The 16,003-nt window shown below is 63.4% G+C and carries 16 protein-coding genes; 5 read left to right on the forward strand and 11 right to left on the reverse strand.

Annotated features, from left to right (window positions below):
• Positions 1-2: 2 nt before the first annotated feature.
• Entirely contained in the window at positions 3-1,133 is a 1,131-nt protein-coding gene (locus G566_RS0108610; protein ID WP_022680268.1) for a helix-turn-helix transcriptional regulator, read from the reverse strand.
• 72 nt (positions 1,134-1,205) lie between these two features.
• On the opposite strand from G566_RS0108610, the gene G566_RS0108615 reads away from it, so the two are divergent.
• Positions 1,206-2,180 carry an NAD(P)H-dependent flavin oxidoreductase gene (locus G566_RS0108615; RefSeq protein ID WP_022680269.1) on the forward strand — a complete coding sequence of 325 codons (975 nt, stop codon included), beginning with the start codon at positions 1,206-1,208 and terminating at the stop codon, positions 2,178-2,180.
• A complete protein-coding gene (locus G566_RS0108620; RefSeq protein ID WP_022680270.1) occupies positions 2,177-2,998 on the forward strand; it encodes an enoyl-CoA hydratase-related protein in 822 nt (273 codons plus the stop codon). The genes G566_RS0108615 and G566_RS0108620 overlap by 4 nt, the downstream gene beginning before the upstream one ends.
• Positions 2,999-3,001: 3 nt before the next feature.
• On the opposite strand, the gene G566_RS0108625 is transcribed toward G566_RS0108620, so the two are convergent.
• Both G566_RS0108625 and G566_RS0108630 read right to left on the reverse strand, forming a co-directional pair.
• On the reverse strand, positions 3,002-4,060 hold the full coding sequence (locus G566_RS0108625) for an LLM class flavin-dependent oxidoreductase (protein WP_022680271.1): 1,059 nt from the start codon (positions 4,058-4,060) through the stop codon (positions 3,002-3,004).
• The gene (locus G566_RS0108630) at positions 4,057-4,992 is read right to left on the reverse strand and encodes an aldo/keto reductase (protein ID WP_022680272.1); all 936 of its coding nucleotides are present in this window, start codon (positions 4,990-4,992) and stop codon (positions 4,057-4,059) included. Before G566_RS0108630 ends, G566_RS0108625 begins: the two co-directional genes overlap by 4 nt.
• 29 nt (positions 4,993-5,021) lie before the next feature.
• On the opposite strand from G566_RS0108630, the gene G566_RS0108635 reads away from it, so the two are divergent.
• Together G566_RS0108635 and G566_RS0108640 are read left to right on the forward strand one after the other, a co-directional pair.
• The gene (locus tag G566_RS0108635) at positions 5,022-6,107 is read left to right on the forward strand and encodes a Gfo/Idh/MocA family protein (protein ID WP_022680273.1); all 1,086 of its coding nucleotides are present in this window, start codon (positions 5,022-5,024) and stop codon (positions 6,105-6,107) included.
• A 194-nt stretch (positions 6,108-6,301) separates the two neighbouring features.
• Positions 6,302-8,635, forward strand: a complete 2,334-nt coding sequence (locus G566_RS0108640) for a TonB-dependent receptor (protein ID WP_022680274.1) — start codon at positions 6,302-6,304, stop codon at positions 8,633-8,635.
• A 198-nt stretch (positions 8,636-8,833) separates the two neighbouring features.
• On the opposite strand, the gene G566_RS0108645 is transcribed toward G566_RS0108640, so the two are convergent.
• Positions 8,834-9,226, reverse strand: a complete 393-nt coding sequence (locus G566_RS0108645) for a metallopeptidase family protein (RefSeq protein ID WP_022680275.1) — start codon at positions 9,224-9,226, stop codon at positions 8,834-8,836.
• 27 nt (positions 9,227-9,253) lie between these two features.
• Between G566_RS0108645 and G566_RS0108650 the strand changes: the two genes are divergently transcribed.
• Positions 9,254-9,538 carry a 4a-hydroxytetrahydrobiopterin dehydratase gene (locus tag G566_RS0108650; RefSeq protein WP_022680276.1) on the forward strand — a complete coding sequence of 95 codons (285 nt, stop codon included), beginning with the start codon at positions 9,254-9,256 and terminating at the stop codon, positions 9,536-9,538.
• 76 nt (positions 9,539-9,614) lie between these two features.
• On the opposite strand, the gene G566_RS0108655 is transcribed toward G566_RS0108650, so the two are convergent.
• From G566_RS0108655 to mutM, 7 genes are all read right to left on the reverse strand, one after another.
• A complete protein-coding gene (locus tag G566_RS0108655) occupies positions 9,615-9,794 on the reverse strand; it encodes a YegP family protein (RefSeq protein WP_017667178.1) in 180 nt (59 codons plus the stop codon).
• Positions 9,795-9,848: 54 nt separating this feature from the next.
• Complete coding sequence (locus tag G566_RS0108660) at positions 9,849-10,727, reverse strand: SIMPL domain-containing protein (RefSeq protein WP_022680277.1); 879 nt, start codon at positions 10,725-10,727, stop codon at positions 9,849-9,851.
• A 238-nt stretch (positions 10,728-10,965) separates the two neighbouring features.
• The gene (locus G566_RS0108665; protein ID WP_022680278.1) at positions 10,966-11,745 is read right to left on the reverse strand and encodes an SDR family NAD(P)-dependent oxidoreductase; all 780 of its coding nucleotides are present in this window, start codon (positions 11,743-11,745) and stop codon (positions 10,966-10,968) included.
• 76 nt (positions 11,746-11,821) lie between these two features.
• Positions 11,822-12,682: a DMT family transporter gene (locus G566_RS0108670; RefSeq protein WP_156874471.1), complete on the reverse strand. Its 861-nt coding sequence runs from the start codon at positions 12,680-12,682 to the stop codon at positions 11,822-11,824.
• 39 nt (positions 12,683-12,721) lie between these two features.
• Positions 12,722-14,095 (reverse strand): chromosomal replication initiator protein DnaA, encoded by a 1,374-nt coding sequence (gene dnaA, locus G566_RS0108675; protein ID WP_029131451.1) that lies wholly within the window; start codon positions 14,093-14,095, stop codon positions 12,722-12,724.
• A 711-nt stretch (positions 14,096-14,806) separates the two neighbouring features.
• The gene (gene rpsT / locus G566_RS0108680) at positions 14,807-15,076 is read right to left on the reverse strand and encodes a 30S ribosomal protein S20 (RefSeq protein ID WP_022680281.1); all 270 of its coding nucleotides are present in this window, start codon (positions 15,074-15,076) and stop codon (positions 14,807-14,809) included.
• 93 nt (positions 15,077-15,169) lie between these two features.
• Complete coding sequence (gene mutM / locus G566_RS0108685) at positions 15,170-15,997, reverse strand: bifunctional DNA-formamidopyrimidine glycosylase/DNA-(apurinic or apyrimidinic site) lyase (RefSeq protein WP_022680282.1); 828 nt, start codon at positions 15,995-15,997, stop codon at positions 15,170-15,172.
• Between the last annotated feature and the right edge of the window lie 6 nt (positions 15,998-16,003).

Genomic DNA, 16,003 nt, shown 5'->3' on the forward strand with positions numbered 1-16,003 from the left:
TTTCAGGATTTGAGACGTGCCTGAGACGATCTGGCCTGCGTTGGCGTCATCCCGGCAAACTCCGCGAAGGCCCGGTTGAAGCTCGCCTTGGAGCGGAAGCCGGCATCCATCGCCATGGTCAGAATGGCGCGCGTGTCGGCCGGATCAGCCAACCACGCCTGCACCTGTTTCACCCGCCGCCGGTTGATGACCGCATTGAAATTGGCGCCCAGCCCTTCATTGAAGGCGCGGGCGAGATAATTGCTGTTGGTGCCCAGCGCGCGGGCCAGGCTGGCGGCGGTCAGGTCAGGATCGCGCCACAGGCCCTTCGCCTCGATCTCGGCCTCAAAGCGCCCACCCAGTGCCGCCCAGTCGCGCCCGGCTGGCACCGCCTCCTCGACCGCATCGGCGGGCACCGGGTAGCGCATGGCGGCATGGCGCCAGCCTTCGACCCCCAGATAGATCACCAGCCCAGAGAAGAGGACATAGAGCCAGAACTGATCGAAATAATTGCGCGTTGGGTCGCGCACGTTGGCGATGAAGAAGCCCAACCACACCAAGCCGACCAACCCCAACGCCAGCAGGAAATTTCGAATCCAGTCGGGATTGAAATCCACCGCATCGGTGACATTCTCGCCCAGCCAGCGGCGATAATCGGCCCAGCAGCGCCAGGCGAGGCGACCATAGACGGCCAGAGAGATGAAGGTGGCCACCCGCAACATGGGCGCGATGATCGGAGCGTGGGCGACCGTGTCCCACCAATCCTTGGTTTCCAGCGGGAACGGAAACACCAGCGCATCGGCCGCGAACTGCACCGCAAATGGTGCAAAATGCGGCCACGCCCGCTTCGGCGGCCGGCCGCACAAGGTGGTGGCGTAGAGCCAGAGCAGCGGGCCAAAGGCCAGGGTATAGCTGAGCGGCGTGAAGCTCAGCCACGGCCAGCGATCATAAAAACCGGCAAAGCCAATGATATAAGGCGTGATCAGCGCCGCCACGGCGACAATCAGCAGCGCCAGCCAGCGATTGGCGGCGCGGTTGGTGACCACGCGCCACAGCATCAGAGCCAACACCAGGCCCTGCGCCGTGCCGACCAGAAGGCTTATGCTCAACACGCCGAATTCGATCACCCGCCAACCCTCCCACAATCGCGGCATTGCCGCCAGCAGGGGCGCGGGTTAGCTTTTCGCCACAATCAATTGAGCCATTGGCAATTGGGGACAACAGCCATGAAGACGCGCATCACCGAAATGTTCGGCATTGAACATCCCGTCATCCAGGGCGGCATGCACTATGTCGGCTTTGCCGAGATGGCCGCCGCCGTCTCCAATGCTGGCGGACTGGGCGTCATCACCGGCCTCACGCTTGGTACCTCGGAAAAGCTGGCCGCCGAAATCGCCCGCTGCCGCGAAATGACCGACAAGCCGTTCGGCGTGAACCTCACCTTCCTGCCCAGCGTCACCCCGCCCGATTATCCCGGCCTGATCAAATCGATCATCGAAGGCGGCGTGAAGGTGGTGGAAACCGCCGGCAACAACCCGGCGAAATGGCTGCCCGCGCTGAAAGAGCATGGCATCAAGGTCATCCACAAATGCACCAGCGTGCGTCACAGCCTGAAGGCCGAAGCTATCGGTTGCGACGCAGTTTCGGTGGACGGTTTCGAATGCGGCGGCCATCCCGGCGAGGATGACGTGGGCAACTGGGTGCTGCTGCCGCGCGCCGCCGAAGAGCTGAAAATCCCCTTTGTGGCATCCGGCGGCGTCGCCAACGGCAAGCAGCTGGCGGCAGCCCTGTGCATGGGCGCCGATGGCGTAAACATGGGCACGCGTTTCATCGCCACCAAGGAAGCCCCGGTGCACCAGAATGTGAAGGACGCGCTGGTGGCGGCGACCGAGCTTGATACCCGCTTGATCATGCGCCCGCTGCGCAACACCGAGCGCGTGCTGAACAACGCCGCCGTTGAACGCCTGCTGGAAAAGGAACGCACGCTGGGCAACGCGCTGAAGTTCGAGGACATCATCGAGGAAGTCGCCGGCGTGTACCCCAGGATCATGAAGAACGGTGACATGGATGCCGGCGGCTGGTCGTGCGGCCAGGTCGTGGGCCTGATCCACGATATCCCCAGCTGCAAGGATCTGATCGAAGGGATGGTGCGCGAGGCCGAGGAGATCATCCGCGGCCGCCTGCAGAAGCTCGTTGCATGAGCGACATCCTTTATGATCTGGCCGACGGGGTGGCGACCATCACCCTCAACAGGCCGGACAAGCTTAACGCGCTCACCCCCCAGATGTTGAGCGATTTCTTCGCCGCTGTGGCGAAGGCCGGTGCCGATCCGGAGGCCAAGGTGATCGTGGTCACCGGCGCTGGCCGCGGCTTTTCGGCCGGGCTGGATCTGGCCATCATCGGTGGCGGCGGTAGCGGCGACGTGAACCCCTTCCCCGATTCAGCCCCGCAATGGGGCGACGACATTGGCCCGACGCTGGCGCCTTATTACAGCGGCGGCTGGCCCACGCTGATCACCTGCCGCAAGCCAACCATTGCGGCCATCAACGGCGCGGCATTCGGCTGGGGTTTCATCCTCGCCCTGCACTGCGACATCCGCATTGCCAGCACGTCGGCGCTGTTCAACGCCACCTTCGCGCGCATCGGCGTGCCCGGCGAAAAAGGCTCGGCCTGGCTGCTCACCCGCCATATTGGCCAGGCGAAAGCCATGGACCTGCTCTACACCGCTCGCCGCTTTGACGGGACAGAGGCCAAGGCGCTGGGCCTCGTCAACGACGTGTTCGACGATGAAGCACTGCTGCCGCACGTGCAGGAATATGCGCGCAACATCGCGACCTTCAGCGCTCCGCGCAGCCTCGCCGCCATGAAGGCGCAGGTGTGGACCGCGCTCGATGAGGATTACAGCACAGCCTTCGCCGCTGCTGACAAGGAACAGCACCTCGCCACGCAAACGCAGGATTTCCGCGAAGCCTTCACCAGCTATCGCGAGAAGCGCGCGCCCCGCTACACAGGGCGCTGAGCCTCACATCACCAGCGGGCCGTGCTCCAGTTTCGGCAGCACGTGGCGGCTGAACAGATCGGCTTCACGGGCGTGCGGGTAGCCGGAGAGGATGAAGGCTTCCATGCCGGCCGCCTGATAGGCCTTCAGCTTGGCGACGATCTGATCGGGATCGCCGACCAGCGCAGCGCCGCAGCCCGACCGGGCCCGGCCAATGCCGGTCCACAGATTGTCCTCCACATAACCGTCGCTGGCCTTGTCGCGCAGTTCGGCCTGGCGCTGGACGCCGACGGATTGGCTGTCGAGCGACTTGGCGCGGATGGCGTCACCGGTGGCGGCGTCGAGCTTGGAAAGCAAATGATCGGCCGCCTCGCGGGCCTGACTTTCCGTCTCGCGTACGATGACGTGGACGCGGTAGCCGAACTTGAGTTTGCGGCCACGCTTGGCGGCGCGGGCGGTCATGTCGGCGACCACTTCCTTCACCTTGTCCATCGTGTCGGGCCACATCAGATAGACATCGGCGGCTTCGGCAGCGGCTTCACGCGCGTCTTCGGACAGGCCGCCGAAATAGAGCGGTGGGCATTTGCCGGAGACAGTCTTCACATTGGGTGGCGGCAGCTGCAGCTTGTAGAACTCGCCCTGATGATCGAGCGCGTTGCCGTTGAGCAGGGTCTTGAGGATCTTCATCACCTCGACCGTGCGGTCATAGCGCGGCTTGGAGGCCAGCACTTCGCCCGGCATGTCGGACGAGATGATGTTCACCGTCAGGCGGCCACCCAGGATCTGATCGAGCGTGGCGATCTGGCGGGCCAATTGCGGCGGCCACGTCTCGCCCACGCGGATCGCCATCAGCAGGCGGATGCGATGGGTGAGCGCGGCGATGGCGCCGGCAAACATCTGGGTGTCGATGCCGAGCTGATAGCCGCTGGGCAGCAGGATATTGTCAAACCCGCCTTTTTCGGCGGTCATGACGATATTGCGGCAATGTTCCCAGCTGGAGCGCAGGCCGGGATCGGGCACGCCCAGAAACTCATAGTCATCGTCGCACAGCGCGGAAAACCAGCTAATTTCAGGGCCACTCATGGCAGATTTTCCCCAAGCGATGCGACCATAATGGCGTACCATTCCGCACGCGTGAACGTCACCTTGAAGGCATCGGCGGCCTCGGCAATGCGCGCCGGGTTCTGGCTGCCCACGATCGGCGTGATGCCGGCCGGATGCGCCAGCACCCACGCATAGGCCGTGGCCGCGATGCTCACGCCGAACGTCTGCCCGTGCGCCGCCAGCGCCGCCTTGACCCGGATCAAGCGTTCGTCTTCGGATTTCTTGCGGCCCGGGCGCGGATCGCCGTCGCCCAGCCGGCCCTGCCCCAGCGGCGACCAACCAAGCACGGCTTGGCCCATCTCCATGGCGAGATCAAGCGTGCCATCAAACAGCGGGCTGAGCGCCAGCACCGAAAACTCCGGCTGGGTGGAGACCAAAGGCGCTTTCAGATGCGCGGCCAGCGCACGGGTTTGCGCCGGGGTGAAGTTGGACACGCCAACCGCACCGATCTTGCCGGCCTGCACCTGGGCGTCCAGCGTGGCGGCGACATCGGCCGGGTGGGTGAGCATATCGGGCCGGTGGATCTGCCACAGGTCGATGCGCTCCACGCCCATGCGGGTGAGCGAAGCATCGATGGCGGCGACAAGATAGTCGGGCGAGGAGTCGTACGGCACGCCCATGCTGATGCCGCCCTTTGACGCCAGCACGATCTGACCGCGCAATCCCGGCGCCGCCTTGAATACGCGACCCAGCAACGCTTCGGACGCGCCGAACGGTTCGTCATTGTCGGGCCCGTAAATATCGGCCGTGTCGAAGAAATTGATGCCGGCGGCCAGCGCCGCCTCGCAGCGTGCCTGCGCGGCTGCCACATCATCGCCGGCAAAGCGCCACATGCCCCAGGCCAACGGGCTCACCTGAAATTCGGACTTGCCCAGCGGGCGGCGATTGGGGCTTAGAGCGATCTGCGACATTTTGGCTTGATAGACTGAAGGACGGGTAGATGGGAAGCACCGACAGTATTCGCTGGGGCATTATTGGCACCGGTATGATGGCGCTGGAGCATATCGCCAATATTCAGTTGCTGGGCGGCGGCACCATCACCGCCATCGCCGATCCGGTGCCGGCCTGCCTCGATCGCGCTGAAAAGGCGATAGGACACAGGGTAGCGCGCTTTCCCGATGTGGCGGCGCTGGCGGCGTCGGGACTGTGCGATGCCGTCGTGGTCGCCTCGCCGAATTTCACGCACCGCGCCGTGCTGGGGCCGTTGATGGACGCCGGCCTCCACATATTGTGCGAAAAGCCGCTGGCGACCACGCTGGAAGACGCCAAGGCGGTCGCGGCCGCCGTGAAGGGGTATGACAAGACCTTCTGGACCGCGATGGAATATCGCTTCATGCCGCCGGTCAGCGAGTTCGTCTCCCACGTCCACGCCGGCAAGGTCGGGCAGTTGCAGATGCTCTCCATCCGCGAGCATCGCTTCCCCTTCCTGGTGAAGGTGGGCGACTGGAACCGCTTCTCGGTCAACAGCGGCGGCACCATGGTCGAAAAATGCTGCCATTTCTTCGATCTGATGCGGCACGTCATCCAGGCCGAACCGGTGCGCGTCTATTGCAGCGGCGCCATGGACGTAAACCACAAGGACGAGCGTTATGACGGCAAGACGCCGGACATCATCGACAACAGCTATACGGTGGTGGATTTCGAGGGCGGCGTGCGCGCCATGCTCGATCTGTGCATGTTCGCCGATGGCGCCGAACAGCAGGAAGAGATCCTCGCCACGGGTGACAAGGCGCGGCTCGACGTGCTGATCCCGGCCGGCGACATCATCCAATCGCCGAGGGTGGGCTTCATGAATCCCAAGCAGGCGACCCGCTGGCACGTCGAAACCCCGGCCGATGCACTGGCCGCCGGCCAACACCATGGCTCCACCTTCTTCCAGCACCGCCATTTCGCCGCCGCCGTGCGCGGGGCCGGCCCGGTGATCGTGACGGCCGATGATGGCATGCGCGCCGTCGCCATCGGCCTGGCCGCCGAAATCTCAGCCAAGGAACATCGCGCCGTCACCATGGCCGAACTGGGCCTGTGACTTTGGGCCTGTAAGCAGATGACAATAGTGTGACTCCGCCGCCACAGCGTGGCTGGAACTGCACATGCATAGACACGGTCCAGATTGACCTTGGTCAAGAAAGCCTGTCTTGGCAGGGCAACACGCTGACGAAATATTGCATCGAAAAACCGGCGAAAGTCCGGACAGATGCAAACAGATAAAAGGGGAGTGACATGATCCGCCGTTTCTTGATGAGTTCCGCCGCCATTCTGGCCGTCGCGGCTGCACCTGCCGCCGCGCAGACCGTTGCCGAAGACAATGAGTCGGTCGAAATCGTCGTCACCGCGCAAAAGCGCAGTGAGAAGCTGCAGGACATTCCGCTCGCCGTATCGGTGGTGAGTGGCGATGCGCTGGCTCGTCAGGGTGCGCTCAACCTGGAAAACGCCCAATATCTGGTGCCATCGCTGAACTTCCGCAAGTCGGGCACCAGCATCAACCAGTCGCTCTATATCCGCGGCGTCGGCACGGCGACCTTCAGCCTCGCCGGCGAACCGTCGATCTCCACCGTGCTCGATGGCGTCGTGCTGGCCCGCGCCGGCGAAGCGTTCTCCGATCTGGTCGACATTGATCGCATCGAAGTGCTGCGCGGCCCGCAGGGCACGCTGTTCGGCAAGAACTCCTCGGCCGGCGTGGTCAACATCGTGTCCAAGCGCCCGGGCGACAAACTCGGTGGCTATGCCGAAGGCGGTTGGTTCTTTGGCAACGGCAATGAATATCGCGTGCGCGCCGGCTTTGACGTGCCGCTGAGCGACAGCGTCCGCACCCGCCTGACCGCCTTCTACAGCAATTATGACGGCAACATCTTCAACGATGCTGCCGGCGTGAACCGCCGCGTCAACGGCTATGACCGTTACGGCGTGCGCGGCATCATCGAAGCCGACGTGACCGAGACGGTGAAGCTGACGGTAATCGCCGATTGGCGCAAGGCCAACGACAATTGCTGCGCCGAAGTGATCGGCACCACGCCCACCGGCGTGGCCGCACTGGCGCTGGCCGGCATCAACTTCCAGGGCGATGAAACTCGCACTGTGCGGCACAATCTTGTCACCCGCACCGAAGAAGAAAGCTATGGCATCTCGGCCCAGCTGGATGCCGAAGTCGGCACCCACACGGTGACCTGGATCAGCGCCTGGCGCCGGTATGACAACCGCGAAATCCGTGAAGGTGATTGGGTGGGCGGTGCCTTTGCCGGCTTGGCGCAGCTGCACGATGACGGCCCGCAAACCGGCACCACCGTCAGCCAGGAACTGCGGCTGACCTCGCCGGCCGACCAGGCCTTCACCTATGTGGCCGGCGCCTTCTTCAGCCGCGCGGTTACCGAACGCACCTTCAGCCGCTTCGTCACCCGCTGCGGCAACGCGCCGACACCGGTGGCGCTGGTCAGCTGCGGTTCGCCCGGCTTCCCGATCGAGAATGTCAGTGGCACCGCGACCTTCGGTTCGGCCTTCGACAACTACGCGCTGTTCGGCCAGGGCACCTACGCCTTCAGCGAAAAGCTGCGCGCCATCGTCGGCCTGCGCTTCACGGCTGACCAGCTGTCGATCTTCCACAGCCGCGTCGCCTCGCCCAACATCGCCGGCCTGCCCGGCATCCAGCGCAATTTCGATCAGGGCGTCTTCGACAGCTCCAACTTCGGCGCGAACAACGGCAACCCTCTGGCAACAAATGGCACCCCGTTCCGCACGAAGACCAGCGCGACCAACCTGTCGGGCAAGCTCGGCCTGCAATATGATTTCAGCGATGATATGATGGGCTACGGCACCTACAGCCGCGGCTACAAGGGCCCGGCCTACAACACCTTCTTCAACCTGAATCCGACCGGCACCAACGTCATCGAAGCCGAAATCGCCGATTCCTATGAAATCGGCCTGAAGAACACGCTGTTCGGCGGCTCGCTGACGCTGAACCTCGCCGCCTTCTATGCCAAGTACAAGAATTTCCAGGCCAACAACCCGGATCTGGTGGCTGGCGTGGTGGTGACCCGCTTCACCAACGCCGGTGACGTGTCGACCCGCGGCGTCGAACTGGACTTCGTGTGGCGCCCGGCCAAGGATCTGAACCTGGTTGGCGGCCTCGCCTTCACCGATGCGCAGGTCGATGCCTTCAAGGCGCCGCCGGGCGCCGCGGTGATCCCGGCCGGCACGCCGCTTGGCTTTGCGCCGCGCTGGAAGGGCAGCCTGGGCATGGATTATCGCTATCGCACCGGCGGCGCGGTTGATTTCACCCTGGCCGGCAATGTCTCGACCCAGTCGAGCCAGTTGACGCTGTTTGATGCCAGCCAGGCGCTGCGCGATGCCGGCACCATCGGCGCCTACAGCCTGGTTGATCTGCAATTCGGCCTGGTTGAGAAGGACGACAAGTTCCGCCTGACCTTCATCGTCAAGAACCTGTTTGATCAAAGCTTTGCGGCGCAGATCACCAACGGTGGCCCCGGCAATGCCTTCCGTTACCTGATCCCGCGTGAAGCGGATCGTTATTTCGGCCTCACCGGCCGGGTTAACTTCTGATCGCAGCCGGGCGCGTAGATAGCGGCGCTATCCACCGGCTCCGGCAAAATCGGACGGCGAGCAAAAAAGGGCGGCCCCAACAGGCCGCCCTTTCTTTGTGTCGTCTGACGGCGCGGCTTTGCCGCGCTCTTCCTTGCTTCCTAAACTCTCACCCGAAACGGACTCGGCGGCTCCGCCGCCGGCCGTGGCTACCGGGGCTCACTCCCCTGCCTCCGCCTCGATCGCGTCCATCGCCTCATCGCTCAGCCCGAAATGATGCCCCACTTCGTGCACCAGCACATGGGTGACCAGCAGTTCCAGCGTCTCACCGCTTTCCGCCCACACATCCAGCATGGGGCGGCGATAGAGGAAGATCATGTCCGGCAGCGCGCCCGATGGCACATCGCCCTTCATGCCGACATGGCGGCCCCAGTAGAGGCCGAGCAGATCCCACTCCGTCTCCAGCTGCATTTCGGCCATCACCGTTTCGTCGGGGAAATCCTCCACCTTCAGGATGACGCTGGCGAGATGGCGGCGGAACTGGTCGGGCAAGCGCTCCACGGCGGCTTGTGCGACCTGTTCGATATCGGCAAGGGTGGGGGCGATCAACATGATCCCACCATAGAGAGGAAGCCGGCCATGGTCGAGAAGCTGGATGAGACCGCACGCGCCACGCTCGGCACAAAATTGCCTGACTGGCAGTTGGCCGGCGAGCATCTGAAGCGCAGCTTCCGCTTCAAGGACTTCAACGAGGCCTGGGGCTTCATGAGCCGGGTGGCGCTGCTGGCCGAAGCCCAGGATCATCACCCCGAATGGTTCAATGTTTACAACAAGGTCGATATCGCACTGACCACGCACGATGCCGGCGGGCTTTCGGCGCGCGACGTGCGCCTGGCCAAGGCGATTGATGCGCTGATCGGCTGATCGAAAAGGCAACAATCGCCAAAACAGCAGGGGCGGCACCTTGCGGTGCCGCCCCTGCTGTCAGCAATGATGCGGATCAATCTTCCTGTTCGACCGTCGGCGCACCGGGACCGTTCTTCTTGATCGATTCGATGGCGTTCACCGCAGAGGCCTTCGAAGAATAGCCTTGCGTGGAGAACATCACCTCGCTGTTGTACATGAAGCGCACGCGAAACTCGCCTGCCTTGTCCTTGTAGATTTCGAACTTGTGAGCCATTGCGCCCCTCCCCCAATTAACCGTATTTCACGTTAATATACTGATTCGCCATCGTCAACCGGGAGGCAGCAGGCCGTAGATCACGCAGGCCTGCGCAGTGAGCGGATAGAGCGGCGGCTGCAGCGTCACCTGCACATCGCTGGCCAGTTTTTCCAGCCCCGGCGGTGGTGGCGGCGCTGGCGCGGACATCATGGTGGGCGCGGCATCGGCATAGCGCGCCATCGAACCCGAGACCTGCACATCGGTGGCAGAACTTTCCCCGGCATAGCTGGGCCAGCCGGCCAGCATCTGGGTCTGGCAGACGCCGCCCGATGGATCGATGACCTTCACCCCACCAAGCCGGCTGCCGGCTGCCGCCGTGGCCAGCCGGGCGCGGCGCGCGGCATCCTTGATCGCCGCTTCATACAGCCAGGTCTTCAGGCCGTTTTCCGGTTCCAGGTTGAACGACGGCGTATCGATCGCTGACGGGCGGGCCGCCACCGCCAGGCGATAGGCGCGTTCCAGCACGTCGGCATCGCGCACCTCAACGCTGAGCACTGCCGTCACTTCATAGGATTCGATCATGTCGGCGCGCTGGTTTTCCACCAGCGTGCCGTCCTTCTGGCGATACTGGTCATAAAGCGGGCGGGTGCTGAGGCTGGTGGTCAGCCGGACACGGTCCTTGCCGAGCGCGGCCAGCGCCGCATCCAGTTCCTTCGCCTTGGCAGTAGCGGCGGTGGTGGCGGCGGCCGCGGTCTTTTCCACCACAGAGAAGCGGGCGGCAAAGCGGGCGCGGTTGGCCGGCACTTCGGTGCGGACATGGCCCATCGCCGCGATGACCGGATCCTTCATCCACCACGGCGCCGGGATGAACAGCTGGTCAATGCTGGCGGGCGGGGTTTGCGCGAAGGCTGGCGCCGCGATCAGGGCAGCGAGGAGGAGCGTGGCTTTCATAGGCAGGATAGTGGCGCGCCGCATGTTGCGGGATGATGAATGGAAGACATGCGAGTGCGGCCGGCGGCGGATTCGCCGACTCCGCTGAAGGATTAAAGAAAAGAAGGAAAAAAGAGCGTGGTGGAGCCGCGCCGTCAGACGACACAAAAAAGGGCGGCTGGAGAGCCGCCCTCTTCAGTCGTTGGCCGATCTTGCCGGAGCCGGCAAATAGCTGCGCTATTTGCGCGCCCAGCTGCGATCAGCGCGGAGCCATCCGGATGCCGCCATCCAAACGGACGTCTTCGCCGTTGAAATAGGAGTTCCGGCACATCTCCACCGCCAGCGAAGCATATTCCTCCGGGCCGCCCAAACGCTTGGGGAACAGCACGGTCGCCGCCAACGCAGCCTTCACATTGTCCGGCGCGCCTTGCAGCAGGGGCGTGTTGAAGATGCCGGGCAGGATGGTGTTGACGCGAATGCCTTCGCTCGACAGGTCGCGGGCAATCGGCAGGGTCATGCCGACAACGCCGCCCTTCGACGCGGAGTAAGCCGCCTGCCCGATCTGGCCGTCCTCGGCGGCGACAGAAGCGGTGTTGACGATGGCACCGCGCTCACCGTTTTCCATCGGCGGCAGGCTCATCATGCCGGCGGCCGACTTGGCGATGCAGCGGAAGGTGCCAACCAGGTTGATCTGGATGATGCGATCAAAGGCATCGATCGGGAAATGCTTGATGCTGCCGTCTTCCTTGGAACGGCTGGCGGTCTTGATGGCGTTGCCGGTGCCGGCGCAGTTGATCAGGATACGCTCCTGGCCGATGGCGGCACGGGCCTTGGCAAAACCGGCATCGACAGATTCATCGTTGGTGACGTTGACGTTGCAGAACACGCCGCCGATTTCGGCCGCCATGGCTTCGCCCTTCTCGGCGTTCATGTCGAAAATGGCGACCTTGACGCCTTGGCTTGCCAGCAACCGCGCCGTGGCGGCGCCCAGGCCCGATGCACCGCCGGTAACAACCGCCGAACAACCTTCCAGATTCATGTGAACCTCCCCATGTTTGAAATGTGATACTGAGCTTATGAGCAGCGCCGCCCCCGCCCGCAACCTTTCCAAACAATCAGCCCGCTTTCTTCAACTGCGCTTCGCGCCAGGCCAGATAGATGGTGGAGGACAGGATCAATGCCCCGCCCGCCAGCGTGAGCGCATCATAGGTCTCGCCAAACAGCAGGATGCCGGCCGCTGTGATGAGGCCGAAGCGCACGAAATCCAGTGGCAGCACGGCGGAGGCTTCGGCCAGCGAGAAGGCCCGGGTGAGCGTGAGTTGGCCGATAGCCGCAGCCGCGCCAATGCCGGCCAGCAGCGGCCATACCACCAGCGGCGGCGTTTGCCAGACGAACAGTGCGACCGCCAGGCTGGGGATGGTCGTCAGGATGAAGGTCCATGCCGCCACCGCGCGGGCATCATCCACCCCCACCAGGCTGCGCATGGCCACGATCGAATAACCGGTGGACACTGCCGACACGATGCCGGCCACGATTCCCGCCGTCAGCGGCAGTTGGCCGGGCCGCAGCACCAGCAGCATGCCGACAAAGCCCACGGCAAGCGCCGCGATCCGCCGGGCGCGGATGCGTTCACCCAGCACCAGCACGGCCCCCAGCGTACCAAACAGCGGCGCCGTGTAATTGATGGCCAGGGTGGTGGCGAGCGGCGCGTTGGCCACCGCATAGAAGGTGCCCATCGTGGCAATGAAGCCCGACGTGGCGCGGCCAAGGTGCACCTTCATCCGGTCTCGCCGGATCAGGCCAGGCGTGCCGAGCATCATCGGCACCAGGAAGAGCAAACCAATGAAATTACGGAAAAAAACAATCTCAAAACTGTGAAGGTGGCGCGCTGCAAAGCGGATCATCACCCACATCGACGCAAAGGCGAAGCAGGAGAGAATGAACCAGAACGGGCCGGAACTTTTTAGGCGCTGCACAACATTGCAGTTAGGCGCTTGGCTGCGGACTGGGAAGCCTCAGCCGTCCAGCAGTCGGGTCAGTGTTGCAACATCGCTATCGATTTCGCGATCGTCAGCGCGCAATTGTTCCACGCGCTTGACCGCGTGCATCACCGTGGTGTGATCCCGCTTTCCGAACCGGCGGCCGATCTCCGGCAGCGAACGCGGCGTCATTTTCTTGGCCAGATACATAGCGATCTGGCGCGGCCGCGCGACTTCGCGGGCCCGGCGTTCGGACAGGAGATCGGCAACCTTGAGACCGTAATAATCGGCAACCTTGCGCTGGATCTCGTCGATGGTCAGTTTCTTCTCGTGGGCGCGCAGCAGATCGGCCAGCGTTTCACGGGTGAATTCAAGGCTTACCGGCTTGTTGACCAGCAGGGCGAAGGCCGTGACGCGGTTCAATGCGCCTTCCAGTTCACGCACGTTGGCGGTGATCTTGCGCGCGAGGAACTCGATCACGTCATCAGGCACAGCGCAGCGGTTGCCAAGCGTGGCGACCTTGGCATGCAGGATGTTCAACCGCAGTTCGTAGTCGGCCGGATTGATATCGGCGACAAGACCCCAGGCCATACGCGACAGGATGCGTTCCTGAATGCCTTCCAGATTCTGTGGGCTGCGATCGGCGGTGATCACCAGGCGTTTTCCGGCCCCGATGATCTCATTCATGGTGTGGAAAAATTCTTCCTGGGTCGATTCCTTGCCGGCAATGAACTGCACGTCGTCGATCATCAACAGATCGACCGAGCGCAGCCGCTGCTTGAAGCTGATCGTGTCTTTGGCCCGCATGGCCGCCATGAACTCGACCATGAATTTCTCAGCCGACAGATAGGCGACGCGGGCGCTCGGGTGGTGCGCCAGATAGGAATTGCCGATGGCGTGCATCAGGTGGGTCTTACCCAGCCCTGTGGTGCCATGCAGGAACAGCGGGTTGAAGCCCGGCGCGCCCGGCTCGGCCATGGCCAGAGCGGCATTGTAGGCCAATTCATTGGACTTGCCGACGATGAAATTGTCAAAGCTGTAGCGGGCATCGACCGGGAGCGACTGGGCTGCAGCCGGAGCTGCCGCCTTTGTGGCCGACGGTGTCGCCACCATGGCCTGGCCCTGCTGCACGGCCACACGGCGGAGCGACGGCTGGTGCTGTGACCAATGGCGGCGCAGCAGATCGGCATAGTTGCTGGTGACCCAATCAGCGGCAAAGGCCGACGGCGCGGCCAGACGCAGCGTCTCACCGTCGCAGCCGATGAGCGCCAAAGGAGCCAACCAGGCTTCATAGCTGTGATCGCCGGCATCAGCTTTCAGGGCGGCGCGGACACGCGTCCACACGTCACGATCGTTGACGGAAAAGTCGATCGAGCCACCCTGCGGCACTGGCTGAAAGCCAGAAGGCATAACTGATGCAACAGCCGTCGACACGCACCCCTTCCTTCCGCCGCACCTCGGCAATTGACACAAGCCCCCTCAGCAGAGGCACATTTCCGTCCAGAACGCACGATACCAGCCGGCCGTATTGAGCCAGACACAATTGCCCCACTGCGCCTGAAGCAGGGCACAGCCAGCATCGCGTGTTGCGTGATCGGGTCGTTTGGCGTTCATCACGCCGGCCGGCCCAAACCATGTCGCAAATAAGCAGGGTGGGCGCAGTGCTGCAAGCGACCAATTTCCATCCACAGCCAAATAAAGCTGTTGACAGCCCATCCGGAGACTTACCTTGGAGAGCGCCGCAACTCTTTGGATTTACGTGCCGAATCATTATCGCGTGTGGACACGATCAGGCAGCGAAGAGGGCTAAGCGCTTGGATTTTTTGTGTCAAAACAATGACGCTTTGATGACGCCGCAGGATGCGTCGCAGGGTGCGTTGCAGCGCAGCAATTCGCTTGTGCGGCGCAACAGATCACAGCTTGGTCCACTTTCGGAACCAATACCGGCGGTCAAAAACCGCGAATCGGCTGTTCCGGTCGCGAATCGCCGGCATCGGCCGCGAATCACTACCAGGCAGGCAGACACCAGCGATCAACGATCGTGACACGAAAACGGGGTGCCGCCACTTGGCAACACCCCGTTTTGAAACGACTGACCGGCCCGATGGGCGCCGATGATGATCAGGCGGTCGCCAGACCCTTCACGCGGGCCGCGAGGCGGCTGATCTTGCGCGACACGGTGTTCTTGTGAAGCACACCCTTGGCGACGCCGCGCATCATTTCCGGCTGGGCAGCCTTCAGCGCTTCAGCAGCGGCAGCGGCATCACCGGCAGCAAGGCTCGTTTCGACCTTCTTCACGAAGGTGCGGATGCGGCTGACGCGCGCCTTGTTAATCGCGGCGCGGCGGTCGTTGCGGCGGATGCGCTTTTCAGCCTGGGGCGTGTTGGCCATGTTTTCCTGCAAGTCTGTTCAATGGTGGGCAGGCACCAGCCTTTGAGGGGCCGCGCCGGAAAGTGAGCGCCTTAAGCGAGGGCTGGCCTGCGGTCAAGTCTTGTCGCGCGGTTGGCACTGCGGACAGAGGAAGCTGGAGCGGCCGGACTGCACGATGCGGGCCACCGGCGTGGCACAGGCAACGCAAGCCTGCCCTTCGCGGCCATAGACGGCAAAGTCTTTCTGGAAATAGCCCAGCGTGCCGTCGGGCGCCGCATGATCGCGCAAGGTGGAGCCGCCCGCCGCAATCGCCTCGGCCAACACCTGCGGGATGGCAGGCGCCAACCGTTTGAGCTGCGCGGCCGATACAACGCCACCGGGTGTTTCGGGATGAATACCGGCACGATAGAGCGCCTCGCACACATAGATGTTACCCAGGCCCGCGATCAGCCGCTGATCGAGCAGGATCGCCTTGGCTGGGGCAAGCCTGTCGGCAAAGATGCGCTTGAGCAACGGCAGGCCATAGTTAGGCCCAAGCGGCTCCGGACCAATATTGGCGAGCAGCGGATGCGCCGTTGCCTCTCCGGTCGCAACCAGATCAAGGCTGCCAAAGCGCCGGGCATCATTGAACGCCACCACCCGGCCATTGCCCGTTTCGAACACGACATGATCATGTTTTTCAAGGGTTTCCGGATCAACCCGCATCCGGCCCGACATGCCGAGATGGATAATCAGCGTATCGCCGCGATCGGTCTCCACCAGGCCATATTTGGCGCGCCGGTCCAGCCGGGTGACGATAGCCCCGGTCAGTCGTTGGCCCAACGCCTCCGGCAACGGCCGGCGCAGATCGGGCCGATTGGCAATGACACGGGTGAAGCGTTGGCCTTCCCACACTGGGGTCAGGCCGCGCATCACGGTTTCGACTTCGGGAAGCTCGGGCATGGCCGC

Source organism: Sandarakinorhabdus limnophila DSM 17366 (genome assembly GCF_000420765.1).
Taxonomy (GTDB): domain Bacteria; phylum Pseudomonadota; class Alphaproteobacteria; order Sphingomonadales; family Sphingomonadaceae; genus Sandarakinorhabdus; species Sandarakinorhabdus limnophila.

Bases quoted from the DNA above. Each gene is read 5' to 3' on its own strand.
- G566_RS0108615 (WP_022680269.1), top strand. From the start codon at position 1,206: ATGAAGACGCGCATCACCGAAATGTTCGGCATTGAACATCCCGTCATC.
- rpsT (WP_022680281.1), bottom strand. From the start codon at position 15,076: ATGGCCAACACGCCCCAGGCTGAAAAGCGCATCCGCCGCAACGACCGC.
- G566_RS0108645 (WP_022680275.1), bottom strand. From the start codon at position 9,226: ATGTTGATCGCCCCCACCCTTGCCGATATCGAACAGGTCGCACAAGCC.
- G566_RS0108660 (WP_022680277.1), bottom strand. From the start codon at position 10,727: ATGAAAGCCACGCTCCTCCTCGCTGCCCTGATCGCGGCGCCAGCCTTC.
- G566_RS0108640 (WP_022680274.1), top strand. From the start codon at position 6,302: ATGATCCGCCGTTTCTTGATGAGTTCCGCCGCCATTCTGGCCGTCGCG.
- mutM (WP_022680282.1), bottom strand. From the start codon at position 15,997: ATGCCCGAGCTTCCCGAAGTCGAAACCGTGATGCGCGGCCTGACCCCA.
- G566_RS0108665 (WP_022680278.1), bottom strand. From the start codon at position 11,745: ATGAATCTGGAAGGTTGTTCGGCGGTTGTTACCGGCGGTGCATCGGGC.
- dnaA (WP_029131451.1), bottom strand. From the start codon at position 14,095: ATGCCTTCTGGCTTTCAGCCAGTGCCGCAGGGTGGCTCGATCGACTTT.
- G566_RS0108620 (WP_022680270.1), top strand. From the start codon at position 2,177: ATGAGCGACATCCTTTATGATCTGGCCGACGGGGTGGCGACCATCACC.
- G566_RS0108655 (WP_017667178.1), bottom strand. From the start codon at position 9,794: ATGGCTCACAAGTTCGAAATCTACAAGGACAAGGCAGGCGAGTTTCGC.
- G566_RS0108630 (WP_022680272.1), bottom strand. From the start codon at position 4,992: ATGTCGCAGATCGCTCTAAGCCCCAATCGCCGCCCGCTGGGCAAGTCC.
- G566_RS0108625 (WP_022680271.1), bottom strand. From the start codon at position 4,060: ATGAGTGGCCCTGAAATTAGCTGGTTTTCCGCGCTGTGCGACGATGAC.
- G566_RS0108650 (WP_022680276.1), top strand. From the start codon at position 9,254: ATGGTCGAGAAGCTGGATGAGACCGCACGCGCCACGCTCGGCACAAAA.
- G566_RS0108610 (WP_022680268.1), bottom strand. From the start codon at position 1,133: ATGCCGCGATTGTGGGAGGGTTGGCGGGTGATCGAATTCGGCGTGTTG.
- G566_RS0108635 (WP_022680273.1), top strand. From the start codon at position 5,022: ATGGGAAGCACCGACAGTATTCGCTGGGGCATTATTGGCACCGGTATG.